Source organism: Parasphingopyxis sp. CP4, from assembly GCF_013378055.1.
GTDB lineage: Bacteria > Pseudomonadota > Alphaproteobacteria > Sphingomonadales > Sphingomonadaceae > Parasphingopyxis.
Genome location: NZ_CP051130.1, coordinates 2,382,702 through 2,396,828 on the forward strand (window position 1 = coordinate 2,382,702; position 14,127 = coordinate 2,396,828).

The following is a 14,127-nucleotide window of genomic DNA, read 5'->3' on the forward strand; positions in this document are numbered from 1 at the left end:
CGCCCTATATCGAGCCCTATATAGAGTGATCGACTGGCGCCGGGCCCGTCTGACCGCTAGTCTCACCGCATGACCCATCGCCCCAACCTCATCCGTCCCGCTTTGCCGCTTGCGGCGCTCCTCCTTGCCGCAACCGCTTGCTCTGCCCCAGACCAGTCCGGCACGCCGATCGAGGCCGAGCCCGATCCGCAGGTCGCCTTTATCGAGCGGTTGACGGAATTATGCGGCCAATCCTTTGCCGGCACGATGGTGTCGACCGACGAAGCCGATGCCGATATCGCCGAGCAGCCACTCGTCATGCATGTTGCCGATTGCGCGCCCGATCGCATCCGCATCCCCTTTCATGTCGGCGAAGATCGCTCGCGCACATGGGTCATCACCGATACCGGCACGGGTATTCTCTTGAAACATGACCACCGGCATGAAGATGGCAGCGACGATGTGATCACCCAATATGGCGGCGAAACAGCCGAGCCGGGCACAGCGACGCGCCAGGAATTCCCGGTCGACGCGGAATCGATTGCGCTATTTGAGCGCGAAGGGCTGGATGTATCGGTCATCAATGTCTGGGCGGTCGAGGTGGATGACAGCAGCTTTGCCTATGAACTGCGGCGCTCCGCGGAGGATAATAACCGCTTCTTCCGGGTTGAATTCGATCTTGGCACGCCCGTTGAGACCCCGCCACCGGCCTGGGGTGACGAGTAAATTTTCCCAATCGATCGGATATTTGGCAATTTTCACACCATTGGTTGGTGAAAAACCCCAACTCTTTGCGCGCAACAATGTGTCGCGATGGGCGTGTTTTGGGCTAAAAGCCTGAAAAACAGCCAAAATCAAAAACTGGCACGGCTCATGCTTAGTATGGGGGGAACCGGCGGAATGATCCACCGGGGACTAACAGGAGCAAAACCATGTCGATCAATTTCAACAACCTTCAGAGCGCCGCTTTCTCAGCAGTCGCTGCCCTTATCGTTAGCGCAGTATGCATCAGCGCCGCAGTCGGTCCGGTTCTTCCCGTTGCCTAACAGCACGGGGAGACCAACCTCCCAAAAACCAAACTCACAGGAAAGATAAACTAATGACCACCTCGATCCAGAACGCCGCATTTTCCGCAGTCGCTGCCCTGATTGTCAGCGCCATGTGCATCAGCGCCGCCGTCGGTCCTTTGCCGATCGCCTAAACGGCGCCCCAGTTTTTAAAGTCCAATTCAAGACGAACAGACAGAGACAGAAAGAGAAGACAGATAATGACGCAGACATTCGCCTTAGACCGCAGCAACGCCAAATTGATGGGTGTTTGCGCCGGTTTCGCCCAATGGACTGGGTGGAACGTGCTGGCGATCCGCGTCGGCCTCCTCGCGCTCACCCTGTTCGCACTCGGCCCGGTAGCGATCCTCGCGTACCTGCTGGTTGGCTGGGCCGCTAACTAAGAGTTTCGCACCCTGCGAAATGGGCGACCCTCGAGCATTGCCCCCCTTAAACGCTCGGGTCGCCCGCCCCTTCAAAAGGCCTCCCCTCACCGGGAGGCCTTTCTCGTTGGAGCGACAGCTGCGACCGAACGGCCATTCTAGCCCTGGGGCATCTCCGGGCTTTCTTCAAAGCGCGGCAGCGCCTCATCCATCGCCACCCAATTTTGCGCGCTCTTGCACCAGATATTGACCTGCGGCGCGATAGCATCGGTATCGTCGAGCGTCCCGGCTTTCAGGAAGGCGAGCCCCGGCGATGCAGAAAGCGTGGAAATCACTGGCGAACCGCATGTCCCGCAAAAATGGCGATAGACGAGATTGCCGCTATCGGCGGTCTCTTCGAAGATCTTGAGCTCACCATCGGCTTTGATCGCGGCTTCGGGCACGCCGACATTGGTGGAAAAGGCACTGCCCGATTGCCGCTGGCAACTTTTACAATGGCAGATCGCCGTCATCATCGGATCGGCCTCGACCGTATAGCTATATTGCCCGCACAGGCATTGGCCCGTCATCGCCATGCTTGTTCTCCCTCATGCATTTACTGGTTTCGGATGTATCATGGCACAAAGAGGGGGCGTGCGCACAGCGTGCCCCCAATCGCCGTCATTCCCGCGCAGGCGGGAATCGCAAACAGCGGGCTCCGGCGCGTGCGGATACAGATTCCCGCCTGCGCGGGAATGCCGGTGGGGAATGCCGGTGGGGAATGCCGGTCGACAATGACAGTGGGGAAGGGCGGTTTGAATTTGCGGCCCGCCGCGCATACCCCTGTGCCATGGCTGGCGAGATCAAATTGCATGAAAGCTGGAAAGCGCCGCTCCAGGGGGAGTTCGACGCGTCCTATATGGCGGATTTGCGCGCCTTTTTGGTCAGCGAGCGCCAGGCGGGCAAAACCATTTTCCCGGCCGGATCGCTCTGGTTCCATGCGCTTGATGCGACGCCGCTGCCCAAGGTCCGCGCCGTCATCCTTGGCCAGGATCCCTATCACGGGCCGGGCCAGGCGCATGGCTTATGCTTTTCCGTGCGCCCCGGCGTCCGCCCTCCGCCCAGCCTCGTCAATATCTACAAGGAACTGGAAACCGACCTCGGCATCCCACGCGCCAATCACGGGCATCTTGAACGTTGGGCGAACCAGGGCGTGTTGCTCCTGAACAGCGTGCTCACCGTCGAATCCGGCATGGCCGCCTCGCATCGCGGGCGCGGCTGGGAACAATTCACCGATGCGATCATCCGGCTGGTGGCCGACAAATCCGAACCGGTCGTGTTCCTCCTCTGGGGCAGCTATGCGCAAAAGAAAGCGGCCTTCGTCGAAAGCATCGACCAAGGCGGCCGCCACTGCGTGCTAAAAGCGCCGCATCCATCGCCGCTGTCAGCGCATAATGGGTTTTTTGGGAGCGGACATTTTTCCAAGGCGAACGCGTTTTTGGAAAGTGTGGGCAGGGAACCGATTGGGTGGGCGCTGCCGGAGGCCACCTAGCGAAGATTTGGGCGGAGCGATCACCCCCACCCAACCCTCCCCCATCAAGGGGGAGGGCTTAGTAATGCGACACGCCTCCTTGGCGAGGAGGGCTCAGTAATGCGGTACCGTACCCCTCCCCTTGATGGGGTGGGATTAGGGGTGGGGTGAGGCCTCAGTCTGTGATTACGCTCGCCGCTGACCGCCCCGCTCAATCTCCTTCGTCAGGTCCCGGCAATAGGTACCAAAATCGACCTGAATTGTATGGCGTTTGGACTCGTAGAAATGACCAAGATGGATCGCTTCATCTTCCACAATCACCCGCTCCATCTCTGCCGCATCCGGGAAGCCATATTTGCCCGCCAGTGCTGCCGCGACCAGCTTGCTCTGTTGCTCCGCCAGATTGACCAACGTCGGCAGCGGTTGGGCTAGGCCGAGGAAGAAGAGATTCTCAAAGCCCGGCTTCACCATGCGTTTGTAGAGGGGATAGGCGTTGTTTTCGGGTTGCAGCTCCGGGTCCGTCAGGAAGGGGAAGCTGATATTATAGCCCGTCGCCCAGATGATCGCGTCGATCTGCTCGCGACTGCCATCGGCGAAGATCACGCCATCGCCGTCGAGCCGGTCGATCGCGCCCTTGGGATTGATATCGCCGCAGCCGACGCGGGTCAGGAATTCGCCCGATACGCTGGGATGGCCTTCAAGCGGTTCGTGATCGGGCTTGGGCAGGCCATAATCTTCCATCTTGCCCAGCTGTTTCTTGATCGCACGCTGGGCGAGGCGGCGGCCGAGTTTGGCGGGCATCCAGCTCGGCAACACCGCCTTGTCGGCGGGCTGGCCATTGGCATATTTGCCGAGCACCCAGACGCCGCGCCGCATCGAGACGAAGAGTTTTTCCGATAGCGGGCGCTGCGACAGTTCGCTCGCAATATCCATTGCCGAATTGCCGCCGCCGACCACCATCACCCGCTTGCCGCGAAAGTCGTACGGCTCAAACGGATCGCAATAGTCATGGCTGTGCATCTGATAGCCGTGGAAATCGCCCGGATATTCGGGCGTGCGGGGATCCCAATGATGGCCATTGGCGACGATCAGCGCATCATAGCTGCGCGTCTCGCCGGTCGAGAGGGTGACGTCCCAGCCGCCATCGCTGCGCCGGGTCGCTTCCTCGACGCGGGTGCTGAAGGTGATCGCATCGCGCAGCTCGAAATGATCGACATAGTCGTGGAAATATTGAAGCAGCTCGGCATGGTGCGGGAAATCGGGCCAATTGTCGGGCACCGGATAATCTTCGAACGCCAATCGGTATTTCGATGTGTCGATATGGAGGCTCTGATAGCAGGCCGACATGCCGTTGGGATTTTTATAATACCAATTGCCGCCAATATCGTCCGAGGCTTCGAACTGATCATAGGCAAGGCCATGATCCTTCAAGCGCTTGGCCATGGTGAAGCCGGAACAGCCGGCGCCGATGATGCAGATAGAGGGCGAAACCGTCATATAAGCCGCACCAGCCCGGTGAGCAGGCCAACCGCAGTAACGATGGCCAAGCTGCCCCATTTCCAGCCGCGCGAGGCATGGCGGATCGTCACCAGCCAGGCGATGCCCCACAAGATCACGCCGCCCAGCGCCCAGCCAACCACAAAGCCGATGCCTTGCGCGTCTGACGTGACACCCGCTTCGCGCCCCTGGCCGCCGAACAAGGCGAGCAGCAGCACCAGGCAGATGATAATGGTGGCCGGAAGCGGATAGCTTCGTTTGGCGACTATCTCTGACGGCTCGCTGGGCTCGGGCGTGGGTTCGGGAACGGGTTTGACGGTCTCGCGCATAGTCTCTCCAATCTGGCTGGGATCGTTGCAGAATTCATCGGACCCGAAAAGAGCGAATTGCGCCGCTGCTAGCGCGCAGTCTCGCTGGATGGGGGCAGGCCGAGGACATGCGCTCTGACATAGGCGACTGCCTGCTCCGACGAATGGCCCTGGTCGAGCATCCATAACAAGCGCGCCGAGGCGGTGATCGGATCATCTACGGTGCGGATGGCGGCGTTGCAGCTTTCCGTGTCGTATTGGGGCAGCTGGTCCGCCGCCGAATGGCCGTCTTGCCCGCGGCCGTCCTCGCCGTTGAAGTTGTAGAAACGCTCGGCTGGCAGGCAGCGGATCCGCGCCTCATATCGCGGCGATGTCAGATCGCCGCGCGCGACATGGCTTTGCGAAAAACTGTCCTGCACCATGTGAAGGAGCGCGCCCATTGCGGTAACGCGGACCTCCCGGCGCCCCGCATCCCAGACGGTTTCCTGGCACGGGCTCACCAGGCTTGCACAGCGCAGCAGGAAGGGCGTGCCGAGCGTCCATTGATCGGGTGCCGGGCCATCTGTCCGGTCCCCGCAATAGCGAAAATCCGGGCGCCACATTGCGGCGGCGAGCGCGTCGCCCCGGCCTTCGAAATAGCGGCAGTAATTTTGCTGATGATCAATTTCGCCGCTGGCCAGGCCATAGGTGAAGCCGGTCCATTGCAGCATCAGGGCGGCCGTTTGCTCGGTGGTTTCGCCCCCAACAGATGCCATCGCGTGCAGGAATTGGAGCCGCCCGAAATGCGAGTTGCAGAGCAGGCCGCTGTCATCGAGGCCGGGATGGTTGTCGACGCGCGATCGGCAGCCGATGAAAACCAGCCCGAAGCGCAGATAGCCAAGGCCGCGGTTCATGCGTTGCGGATCATCCGACCAGCGCGATGCGACGGACAGGTTATAGACCGGATTGCTGAAATCGAGATTGGCGAAATATTCGAGATGCTCGGGATAATAGCCGCTGCAATCATAAGGCTCGGCGCCCTGATAGCTTTCGAGGCAATTTTCCGCGAGCGCGGTCATCGCTTCGTGGATCGCGAGCGATGGGTGGATCTTATAGGCGTTTGCGGGCGCAGAATGCGCAGTGATCAGCGCGACTAGCGTCATAGCGATCAGACGCATTGACCCCTCCCCCCAAGGCTGAATAGCCGGAACCGTAGCGATTGTGTCCGCCGCTGTCTGCCCGGTCTGTGTTCGACACTGGCGTCACGCAATATCGAAAGGCGATAGCCATTACCTCTCCAATCGTGCAGAGCGGATTGGATGAGTAGGTCGGACCGAACTGACGCACCGCCGATGGGCCTGCTGGCCCGGTTCGTACGCCGCATCCTGTTCTTCATATACAAGCGATACAAATTCACGGCTGTCGGCACCCCACCAGAACTGCGCCGCTTCGTGATCATCGCTGTGCCGCACACCAGCAACTGGGATTTCCCCAACTATGTCGGGCTGACCCATGAGCTGGGGCTCGACACGCATTTCATGGCGAAGGATTCTTTGTTCAAATGGCCGATCGGCAAATTCATGCGCCAGGTCGGCGGTGTGCCGGTAACGCGCGATGCCAATCGCGATATGGTGCAACAGATGGTCGATGAATTTGCGAAGCGCGATGAATTTGTGCTGACCGTTGCACCAGAAGGCACGCGGCAAAAGGTCGCCGGATGGCGCACCGGCTTTTACCGCATCGCGCATGGCGCGGGCGTCCCAATCGTCTGCGGCTTTATGGACTATGAGCGCAGGCGCGCAGGCGTGGGACCGATCATTACCCCAACCGGTGATTATGATGCGGATATGGAACCGGCCTTTGCCTTTTACCGCGACATTCTTGGCAAGCGCGGGCCTGGCTCCGACTAAGCCGGCTCAGCAATGCTGCGCAATATAGGCGAACTCCTGGGCTATCTTGGTATCGGAATCGCCTATCATCATCTTTTCGACCTTGCCGCCCATCAATGGGATGGTGCAGCGGGCCTCCATCGTCGCCACGCATGCGCACCCATCGCCATCGGCGCTGAGGGTGGTTTCGCCATGCATGCTGGCTGGAACGCCGACCGGCTCAATGTCGACGGTCGCTGAATAGGGCCCTCCGGCTTCGCCTTCCCAGCGCTCGGTCTGGCGCACTTTCTGGCTATCGCCGACCATCGCCTTCATTGATCCGGAGACATTCACCGGCACAGTGCGATCGATGGTCACTGTCGTAACGCCATCTTCCTTCGCAATCTCGATTTCGATATCGCGCGAACCGAGCGCTTCGAGTTTGGCCCGAACAATATCGGCATCGGTGAAACCCGCATAGACAGCGTCTACACTCTGCGAGAAATCATGGCTGTGGCTGCTTTTCTTTCCCATGCGATTACCCCTGTGCCGCGGTGAGTGCCTGGTCAATATCTGCAATGATATCGTCGATATGCTCCAAGCCGATCGAAAGTCGCACATAGCCCGGAGATACGCCGGTTGCGATCTGCTCTTCGGCGGATAGCTGGCTATGGGTGGTCGAGGCCGGATGGATGGCCAGGCTGCGCGCATCGCCGATATTGGCGACATGGTAGAGCAATTGCAGCGCGTCGATAAATGCCTTGCCAGCCTCAACACCGCCTTCAAGCTCAAAGCCCAATAGGCCGCCCAATCCGCCGGTCAGCACCGCCTCGGCGCGCGCCTTTTGCTCGCCTGTGAGGCGCGAGGGATGGATCACGCGGGACACGCCATCGCGCGCACCTAACCAATCGGCCACCTTTTGCGTGTTGTCGCAATGTTTGGGCATGCGCAGAGCAAGCGTCTCCAGGCCCTGGAGAAACTGGAACGCATTCATGGGAGACATTGCTGCACCCAGGTCGCGCAGCAAAACCGTTCGCGCACGCAGGATATAGGCAATTGGACCAAGCGGCGCCGCGGCCTCGGTCCAGACCGCGCCATGATAGCTGGGGTCTGCGGTGTTCAACATTGGCTGGCGTTCGGGATGGGCGGCCCAGTCGAAATTGCCACCATCAACAATCAGCCCGCCGATCGATGTGCCATGGCCGCCAATATATTTCGTCGTCGAATAGACGATGATCGCAGCGCCATGATCGAATGGTCGCGCGATCAATGGCGCGGCCGTATTGTCGACAATCAGCGGTATGCCCATTGGACGCCCAGCAGCCGCGATATCAGCCATCGGCGCGACGACCAATTTGGGGTTCGGCAAGGTTTCGACATACCAGGCGCGGGTCTTGTCATCACTTGCATCAACAAAGGCCCGCGGGTCGGCCGGATCGACAAAGCGTGTTTCAATGCCAAGATCCTTCAGCGTATTGGCGAAGAGATTATAGGTGCCACCATAAAGGTCCGTGCCACTGACGATATTGTCACCTGACCGAGCAAGATTTTGCACGGCATAGGCTGATGCTGCCTGGCCGGATGCTACCGCGAGCGCGGCTGCGCCGCCCTCAATGGCTGCCATCCGGTCTTCCAGGATCGCAATCGTCGGGTTGCCAATTCGCGTGTAGATATTTCCAAGCTCGCTCAACGCGAACAAGTTGGCGGCATGGTCCGTGCTTTCAAACTGATAGCTAGTCGTTTGGAAGATGGGCGGTGCCACCGATCCGGTGCCCGGATCTGCACGCCAGCCTGCGTGAAGGGCCAGCGTTTCTGGGTGCAAGGTCTTTTCCGCCATCGATTGTCTCCTGTCTTTGCGATTCGCGCCTTAGCGCACGCGCAGAGCATCGCCACCCGACAATTTCAATTTCTGCTTGAATCAGCATCTTGCCTGTTAGACATCTCAGGTTCAAACTGAAAAACCTAAGCGGCCAGATCGCGGAACAAAAAACAGGGGCGAGTGATTTACAGACCGGGAAAATTCGGAGCCGCATTAAGTGTATTGGCCCTCCTAACTGCATGTGGCGGCGAGAGTGGCGGCAATAATGCCGGTGGAACGCCGCCAACCGCCGGGACTCCACCTCCGCCGCCGCCGGCAAATGCAGCATGTTCCACGCTTGATCGACAACAATGGGCAGAAGCTCAGATCGACGAATGGTATCTGTTCCCGGAAACCCTTCCAGCCAATCGCGATCCATCCGGGTTTGCGACGGTGCGCGATTATATCGACAGTCTGACGGCGACCGCCCGCAGCCAGGGCCGCGATCGCTTCTTCACCTTCATCACGTCGATCACCGAGGAAAATGCCTTCTTCCAGAGCGGTTCCAATGCCGGCTTTGGGATACGGATCTCCTATGACGATGCCGGCCAACGATTGTTTATATCGGAGGCCTTTGAAGGTGCACCTGCCCTGGCCGCGGGAGTCGACCGCGGAACAGAAATCCTCGCCATTGGGACAAGCGCGAGCGACCTGCGCACGATAAGCGAAATCGTGGCCGCTGGCGGGCCGTCGGCAATCACCGATGCACTCGGCCCATCCTCGGCCGGTATCCAGCGAACGTTGCGTGTTGAGGATGCTGCCAACGGGACGCGCAATGTTTCGATCACCAAAGCCGATTATGATCTTGAGCCGGTTTCTTCGCGCTATGGTGCCCAGGTGATCGCCGATGGTGGTCGGGAAGTCGGTTATCTGAATCTGCGAACCTTCATTGAAACCGCCGATCCTGCGCTGGAAGCCGCATTTAATGATTTCAAGGCGCGGGGAATAACCGAGTTCATTATCGATTTTCGCTATAATGGGGGCGGCCTGGTTAGCACGGCGGAACTGTTCGGCGACCTGCTTGCGCAAAGCCGCATGAGCGATGTGTTCTCGCGACTGACCTATCGGGCGAGCAAATCGCAGTTCAATTCGGTGAAACGCTTCGAAGTAAAAACACAATCCGTGGCGCCGACCCGGATCGCCTTTATCGGCACCGGATCGACGGCCTCGGCCAGTGAGTTGGTGATCAACGCCTTCATTCCCTTCCTCGGTTCGGATCTTGCGTTGATCGGTAGCGACACGTTCGGAAAGCCAGTGGGCCAGGTCGGACTGGATCGCGACCAATGTGACGATCGACTGCGGGTGGTCGCATTCGCTACTGAAAACTCGGCGGGAAATGCTGACTATTTTTCGGGTCTGGCCAATAGCGTCGATGTAAGCTGTGCTGCGGGAGACGATGTCAGTTTCCCGCTTGGCGATCCGCGCGAAAACTCGGTTGCCCGGGCACTTGATTTCCTTGCAGGTCGGTCGTGCCAAGCAATTGCCGGCGCGCCTGGCGGCGGAGCGATTGCGGCGCAAAACACGCCGACAGCGCAAAGCTCTTCTGCATCGGTGACATCGCCACTGGCCGCGCAGCCAACAGCACAGCGCACCTTGCTGATGCCCAGTCGACCGACTGCCGCGCAGATCAATTCGCCCGGCATCTTTTGATCCGGCCCGACCAAATTCGTTCGAGGAGCTGACACAATGACCATTCGTCCATTTCTTGTGATTGCACCCATTGCCCTGACCCTTGCGGCCTGTGGCGGCGGCGAGGCCGGTGAGTCAGTGGATGCCGATAGCGATGCGCAAAGCGCTGAATCGATCCCAATGCCCGATTGGTTGCCTGAGGATTTCCCGGTGCCGGACGATTTCATTGCCGAAAGTGATCGGCAATTCGGTGCATCCACCTATATGTTGCGCGGGCGCACGGCGACACCGCTGGAAGGCCTGTATGAGCAATATGCCGAAGACCTGACAGTACAGGGTTTTGAAGTGCGTCAGACGCCGGAACTGGTCGAACAGGATCTCGTTTTTTTCAACGGTAATGGTTGGGAAGACAGCACTGTGCGGATCATCGATTCGGGTGACCATCGCACCCTGGAAATTGGATTGAGCCGCGTTCCGAGCTAGACATAATTGCTGCGCAACATGGATTGCATGGTTGGCAAGCCTTGTCAGTTGACCCGCCTCCCGTCAGCGCGCGATACGGGCGCAAGAACCAGATTTGGAGGCGAGGCGAATGACCGACACAGCAGAGAAGATCGAACGCAGCGGCCAATGCCTGTGCGGCGCGGTGAAGATCACGGCCAAGGCGGACGGCCATGGGGTTGGCAGCTGCCATTGCACCATGTGTCGCCGCTGGGGCAGCGGACCGTTCATGGATCTGGACTGCGGCACGGATGTCGTGATCGAGGGCGATGAGCACATCACACGCTACCAGTCATCCGATTGGGCCGAGCGCGCTTTTTGTGCGCAATGCGGAACCAATCTCTTCTATCGGCTGAAGGAAACCGATTATCACATCGTCTCGGTCGGCCTGTTCGAGCCGGAGGATGAGATGGCGCTGAAGATGGAAGTGTTCATCGACGAAAAGCCCGATTTCTATAGCTTTGCTGGCGATGCCCAGAAGCTGACCGGTGCGGAGTTGTTCGCCATGATGCAGGGCCAGTCGGAATGAGGAATGACTGAGCTCGCATCCGATAGCGATGCCATGATGGCGCTGCTCGAAGCGGCGGGGGAGCGCGAGATCGATATCGTGCCGCTTGTTTTTGATCGCTTCTTTGCGCGCCATCCGGAAACCCGGGAGCTGTTCCCCAATCTCGAAGCGGCAGCCGGTCGCATGGTCAATGAAACGCTTGAAGCGCTGGTCGGCCTTGCCGACGAAGCCTGGTGGGTCGACACCACGATCATCAATTTTGTCGACCTCCACCGCAATTTCGGCACGATCAGCGAAGCGCACTGGCATGACTGGATCGACATGACGATCGATACGCTTGCCGAAGCCGGTGGCGACGAGGCTGCGGCCATTAGCAAGCCCGCATGGCAAGCCCAGGCCGCGCGGATGAAAGCCATGATCGACGCCTGAGCGGCCGATGCTGCACAAAAATTGTGCGCAGCATTTTAGTGCAGCATAGCCTGCAGCATTGCGCGCTCCATCGCGACCTTGCTTGCCACTTCGCCCTGCGCCGCTATGCCGAACGCAATGCCCTATGACCCATTCACCATTGCGCTGGCCTGTCTTGCCGTCTTCATCGTCGGCCTGGCCAAGGGCGGTTTTGCCGGGCTCGGCGCCTTGGCGACGCCGCTCTTCGCTCTCGCCGTTGCGCCGACCCAGGCCGCCGCGATCCTGTTGCCGATCCTGATCGTCCAGGATGCGGTGAGCGTATGGAGCTTCCGCAAAAGCTGGAGCCGCTGGGCGGTCGGCTGGATGCTGCCCGGCGCACTGGTCGGCGTGATCTGCGGCTATGCCTTTGCTGCCAGCCTTTCCATGGCGGCGGTCACCGGCGCGCTTGGCGTCATCACCCTGGGGTTTGGGCTGTACCGGCTCTGGTTGGAGCGCGGCGGGCGGATCGCAGCGCCTGCCAAATCACCGGGCTGGGTCGGCAGCCTGTTTGGCGTGGTCACCGGTTTCACCAGCCAGATCGCTCATGCCGGCGGCCCGCCGATGCAGATGTGGCTGACCCCGCAAAAAATGCCGCACCTCATGTTCATTGGCACCGGATCGATCCTGTTCGCGACGATCAACTGGATGAAAGTCCCCGCCTATGCCGCGCTTGGCGAATTCACGACCGAAAACCTCACCGCATCCGCCATCCTGATGCCGCTGGCGATCGCCAGCACCCTGTTCGGCGTCTGGCTCGTCCGCCGCATCAACCCCGAGCGCTTCTACACGCTTGTCTATATCCTGATGGTGCTGCTCGGCCTCAAGCTGATCTGGGACGGGGTGACCGGGGGTTAGGCAGGAGATCCACCGATCGTCCAAAGCCGTGATCCGGATCACTGTCGAACGGGCCGGTATCGCGCATTACGCTCTCCAACAGATCAACCGGCCTTTAGGCCAACAGGAGAGTTTCGATGAAAAAGCAGATCACCACTATCGCCCTGGCCCTTACGCTTGGCCTTACCGCTGGCACTGTACAGGCCGGCAATGTCGTTGTGCGCGATACGAGCGGCAGCGACCTTTTGATCGTCAATAATGGCGATGGCAGCGATTTTCTCGAGGCGATCGGCCTGCGCCGCGTGCATGACTATATCCAGGGCTAGCGGTTTACGCCTTAGCCGCAGCCGCCGGCTCCAATATCCGCGGTGTGGCCACGAAGGGCTGGTCGTCCAGCTCGTGCAGGCAATTGAGGATCCGCGTGCGATCGCTCATCAGCCGCACATATTGCGCATCGCAGCCCGAGATCGGCGTCGGATAGTCGGCGATTTCCTGCTGCAACAATCGGCGCGCCGCGTCGAGCTCCGCCCGCGCCGCTTCCAAAGCCGCTTCATATGCTAATTCTGCCATGGTCAGTCTCCGCTTTCTGCCTTTGCCAGCTGTCGCTGCCGCAATAGCAGATAGAGCGCAAAGCCCACAGCGACGCCCGGAATGATGCCCAGCGCAAAGCCCACAGCGACGCCCGGAATGATGCCCAGCGCAATGCACCACCCGCCATGCCGGATCCCCATCGACGCGCGCTCATAGAGGATCCACGCCGCCAGGATCACCCAGCACGCCAACACATCACTCGAATAACCGCTCGCATAGGGATTAACGAACCCGGCCCCAAACGCCCCGATAATATCCGGCTCTGCAATCAGCGGCGGGATTACGATGGTGACGAAGACGGTGAGGAAGACGAGCCCGGCGAGGGCGACGATGGTGCGGAAAAGGGGGTCAGTCATGGTGGGGGCCTTGGGTTTTTGGACGATGGAATGAACGTGCTTCTAGGGGTTGCATAAGCCTAACCCGTCCCGATGAGAAATTGCCCCCGAACACGCCTAGGCGTATAGGCTCTACAGACAGTATAGACCCTATAGGGTTGACAGGGCTTCCGCTAAGTGTTACTGCTGTGGTGGAGTGATGGTTAGGAATTGAGATGTCCCATTTAATCGAAATCCCCAATGATTTGTTCGCGAGATTGCAAAAACAGGCAATTCCGTTGGTCGATACGACGGTTTCAGTGATTGAGCGCGCGCTCGATGCACTCGAGGACGGTTCCAATACTGGAAAGCGCGAAAATAAATCCGTGATCGAACAAATGTTCGAACCTAGATCACCGCCAGATCTAAAATTTACGGGAATTATTAGTGCCAAGGTTGCCGGAAAGGCACTTCCGATATCCAAATGCTATTGGAACTCGGTCTTATTGGAGGTGATTCTTGAGGCATGGAGAAGAGGGGCAAGTCGCGCCGATATTCTCGATTTGATCACAGTTAATAGTCAAACTGGTAAGCGAGAGGATAGCGGATTCAAATATCTCCAGGAGGTTGATATTTCAGTTCAAGGACAAGATGCAAACGGCGCTTGGCGGCAGGCCTACCAAATTGCATCGGGCCTCGGAATAGACGTTGAGGTCCACTTCCACTGGCAGAATACCCCCAGCGCCCAAATGCCAGGCATTCGGGGAGCATTTTTCACAGAAGAATTAGACGTGTAATCTGAGATTAGGGTTCGCCCCCTTCCACAAGGGGCGAATTTGCCAGCGTTGCTGGCATCCGCAGGACTGCTGGGATTG

Annotated in this window: 19 protein-coding genes; 11 read left to right on the forward strand and 8 right to left on the reverse strand. The window is 59.2% G+C overall.

From position 1 onward, the window contains the following. Positions 1 to 69 precede the first annotated feature (69 nt). Positions 70 to 705, forward strand: a complete 636-nt coding sequence (locus HFP51_RS11640; protein WP_255454653.1) for a hypothetical protein — start codon at positions 70 to 72, stop codon at positions 703 to 705. 541 nt (positions 706 to 1,246) lie between these two features. Continuing rightward, on the forward strand, positions 1,247 to 1,429 hold the full coding sequence (locus HFP51_RS11645) for a PspC domain-containing protein (protein ID WP_176875895.1): 183 nt from the start codon (positions 1,247 to 1,249) through the stop codon (positions 1,427 to 1,429). Between the two features lie 137 nt (positions 1,430 to 1,566). Here the strand turns inward: HFP51_RS11645 and HFP51_RS11650 are convergent, their stop codons facing one another. Further along, a complete protein-coding gene (locus HFP51_RS11650; RefSeq protein ID WP_176875896.1) occupies positions 1,567 to 1,983 on the reverse strand; it encodes a GFA family protein in 417 nt (138 codons plus the stop codon). Positions 1,984 to 2,237: 254 nt separating this feature from the next. On the opposite strand from HFP51_RS11650, the gene ung reads away from it, so the two are divergent. Next, entirely contained in the window at positions 2,238 to 2,939 is a 702-nt protein-coding gene (gene ung, locus HFP51_RS11655) for a uracil-DNA glycosylase (RefSeq protein WP_176875897.1), read from the forward strand. Positions 2,940 to 3,104: 165 nt separating this feature from the next. Here ung and HFP51_RS11660 read toward each other — a convergent pair whose 3' ends face one another. The 3 genes from HFP51_RS11660 to HFP51_RS11670 form a co-directional block, all read right to left on the reverse strand. Continuing rightward, positions 3,105 to 4,415, reverse strand: a complete 1,311-nt coding sequence (locus HFP51_RS11660) for an NAD(P)/FAD-dependent oxidoreductase (RefSeq protein ID WP_176875898.1) — start codon at positions 4,413 to 4,415, stop codon at positions 3,105 to 3,107. Next, a complete protein-coding gene (locus tag HFP51_RS11665) occupies positions 4,412 to 4,744 on the reverse strand; it encodes a hypothetical protein (RefSeq protein WP_176875899.1) in 333 nt (110 codons plus the stop codon). Before HFP51_RS11665 ends, HFP51_RS11660 begins: the two co-directional genes overlap by 4 nt. 68 nt (positions 4,745 to 4,812) lie before the next feature. Then, positions 4,813 to 5,880: a hypothetical protein gene (locus HFP51_RS11670; protein WP_176875900.1), complete on the reverse strand. Its 1,068-nt coding sequence runs from the start codon at positions 5,878 to 5,880 to the stop codon at positions 4,813 to 4,815. A gap of 141 nt (positions 5,881 to 6,021) precedes the next feature. Between HFP51_RS11670 and HFP51_RS11675 the strand changes: the two genes are divergently transcribed. Beyond that, positions 6,022 to 6,612 carry a lysophospholipid acyltransferase family protein gene (locus HFP51_RS11675; protein ID WP_176875901.1) on the forward strand — a complete coding sequence of 197 codons (591 nt, stop codon included), beginning with the start codon at positions 6,022 to 6,024 and terminating at the stop codon, positions 6,610 to 6,612. A 6-nt stretch (positions 6,613 to 6,618) separates the two neighbouring features. Here the strand turns inward: HFP51_RS11675 and HFP51_RS11680 are convergent, their stop codons facing one another. Both HFP51_RS11680 and HFP51_RS11685 read right to left on the reverse strand, forming a co-directional pair. Then, the gene (locus HFP51_RS11680) at positions 6,619 to 7,104 is read right to left on the reverse strand and encodes a DUF2505 domain-containing protein (RefSeq protein ID WP_176875902.1); all 486 of its coding nucleotides are present in this window, start codon (positions 7,102 to 7,104) and stop codon (positions 6,619 to 6,621) included. Between the two features lie 4 nt (positions 7,105 to 7,108). Next, positions 7,109 to 8,407: an O-acetylhomoserine aminocarboxypropyltransferase/cysteine synthase family protein gene (locus HFP51_RS11685; protein WP_176875903.1), complete on the reverse strand. Its 1,299-nt coding sequence runs from the start codon at positions 8,405 to 8,407 to the stop codon at positions 7,109 to 7,111. A gap of 204 nt (positions 8,408 to 8,611) precedes the next feature. Here HFP51_RS11685 and HFP51_RS11690 point away from each other — a divergent pair, with 204 nt between their 5' ends. The 6 genes from HFP51_RS11690 to HFP51_RS11715 all read left to right on the forward strand — a co-directional run bounded on the left by HFP51_RS11690 (position 8,612) and on the right by HFP51_RS11715 (position 12,673). Then, complete coding sequence (locus HFP51_RS11690; protein ID WP_255454654.1) at positions 8,612 to 10,078, forward strand: S41 family peptidase; 1,467 nt, start codon at positions 8,612 to 8,614, stop codon at positions 10,076 to 10,078. 36 nt (positions 10,079 to 10,114) lie between these two features. Next, positions 10,115 to 10,540, forward strand: a complete 426-nt coding sequence (locus HFP51_RS11695) for a hypothetical protein (protein ID WP_176875904.1) — start codon at positions 10,115 to 10,117, stop codon at positions 10,538 to 10,540. 109 nt (positions 10,541 to 10,649) lie between these two features. After that, the gene (locus HFP51_RS11700) at positions 10,650 to 11,087 is read left to right on the forward strand and encodes a GFA family protein (RefSeq protein WP_176875905.1); all 438 of its coding nucleotides are present in this window, start codon (positions 10,650 to 10,652) and stop codon (positions 11,085 to 11,087) included. Positions 11,088 to 11,090: 3 nt separating this feature from the next. Continuing rightward, the gene (locus HFP51_RS11705; protein ID WP_176875906.1) at positions 11,091 to 11,495 is read left to right on the forward strand and encodes a globin domain-containing protein; all 405 of its coding nucleotides are present in this window, start codon (positions 11,091 to 11,093) and stop codon (positions 11,493 to 11,495) included. Between the two features lie 117 nt (positions 11,496 to 11,612). Then, on the forward strand, positions 11,613 to 12,368 hold the full coding sequence (locus tag HFP51_RS11710; protein WP_255454655.1) for a sulfite exporter TauE/SafE family protein: 756 nt from the start codon (positions 11,613 to 11,615) through the stop codon (positions 12,366 to 12,368). 116 nt (positions 12,369 to 12,484) lie between these two features. Beyond that, positions 12,485 to 12,673, forward strand: a complete 189-nt coding sequence (locus HFP51_RS11715; protein ID WP_176875908.1) for a hypothetical protein — start codon at positions 12,485 to 12,487, stop codon at positions 12,671 to 12,673. Positions 12,674 to 12,677: 4 nt separating this feature from the next. Here HFP51_RS11715 and HFP51_RS11720 read toward each other — a convergent pair whose 3' ends face one another. Continuing rightward, positions 12,678 to 12,917 carry a hypothetical protein gene (locus HFP51_RS11720; RefSeq protein WP_176875909.1) on the reverse strand — a complete coding sequence of 80 codons (240 nt, stop codon included), beginning with the start codon at positions 12,915 to 12,917 and terminating at the stop codon, positions 12,678 to 12,680. Positions 12,918 to 12,919: 2 nt separating this feature from the next. Next, positions 12,920 to 13,294, reverse strand: a complete 375-nt coding sequence (locus HFP51_RS11725) for a DUF2834 domain-containing protein (RefSeq protein ID WP_176875910.1) — start codon at positions 13,292 to 13,294, stop codon at positions 12,920 to 12,922. A gap of 194 nt (positions 13,295 to 13,488) precedes the next feature. On the opposite strand from HFP51_RS11725, the gene HFP51_RS11730 reads away from it, so the two are divergent. Next, on the forward strand, positions 13,489 to 14,049 hold the full coding sequence (locus tag HFP51_RS11730; protein ID WP_176875911.1) for a T4SS efffector SepA family protein: 561 nt from the start codon (positions 13,489 to 13,491) through the stop codon (positions 14,047 to 14,049). The last annotated feature ends 78 nt before the right edge of the window (positions 14,050 to 14,127 follow it).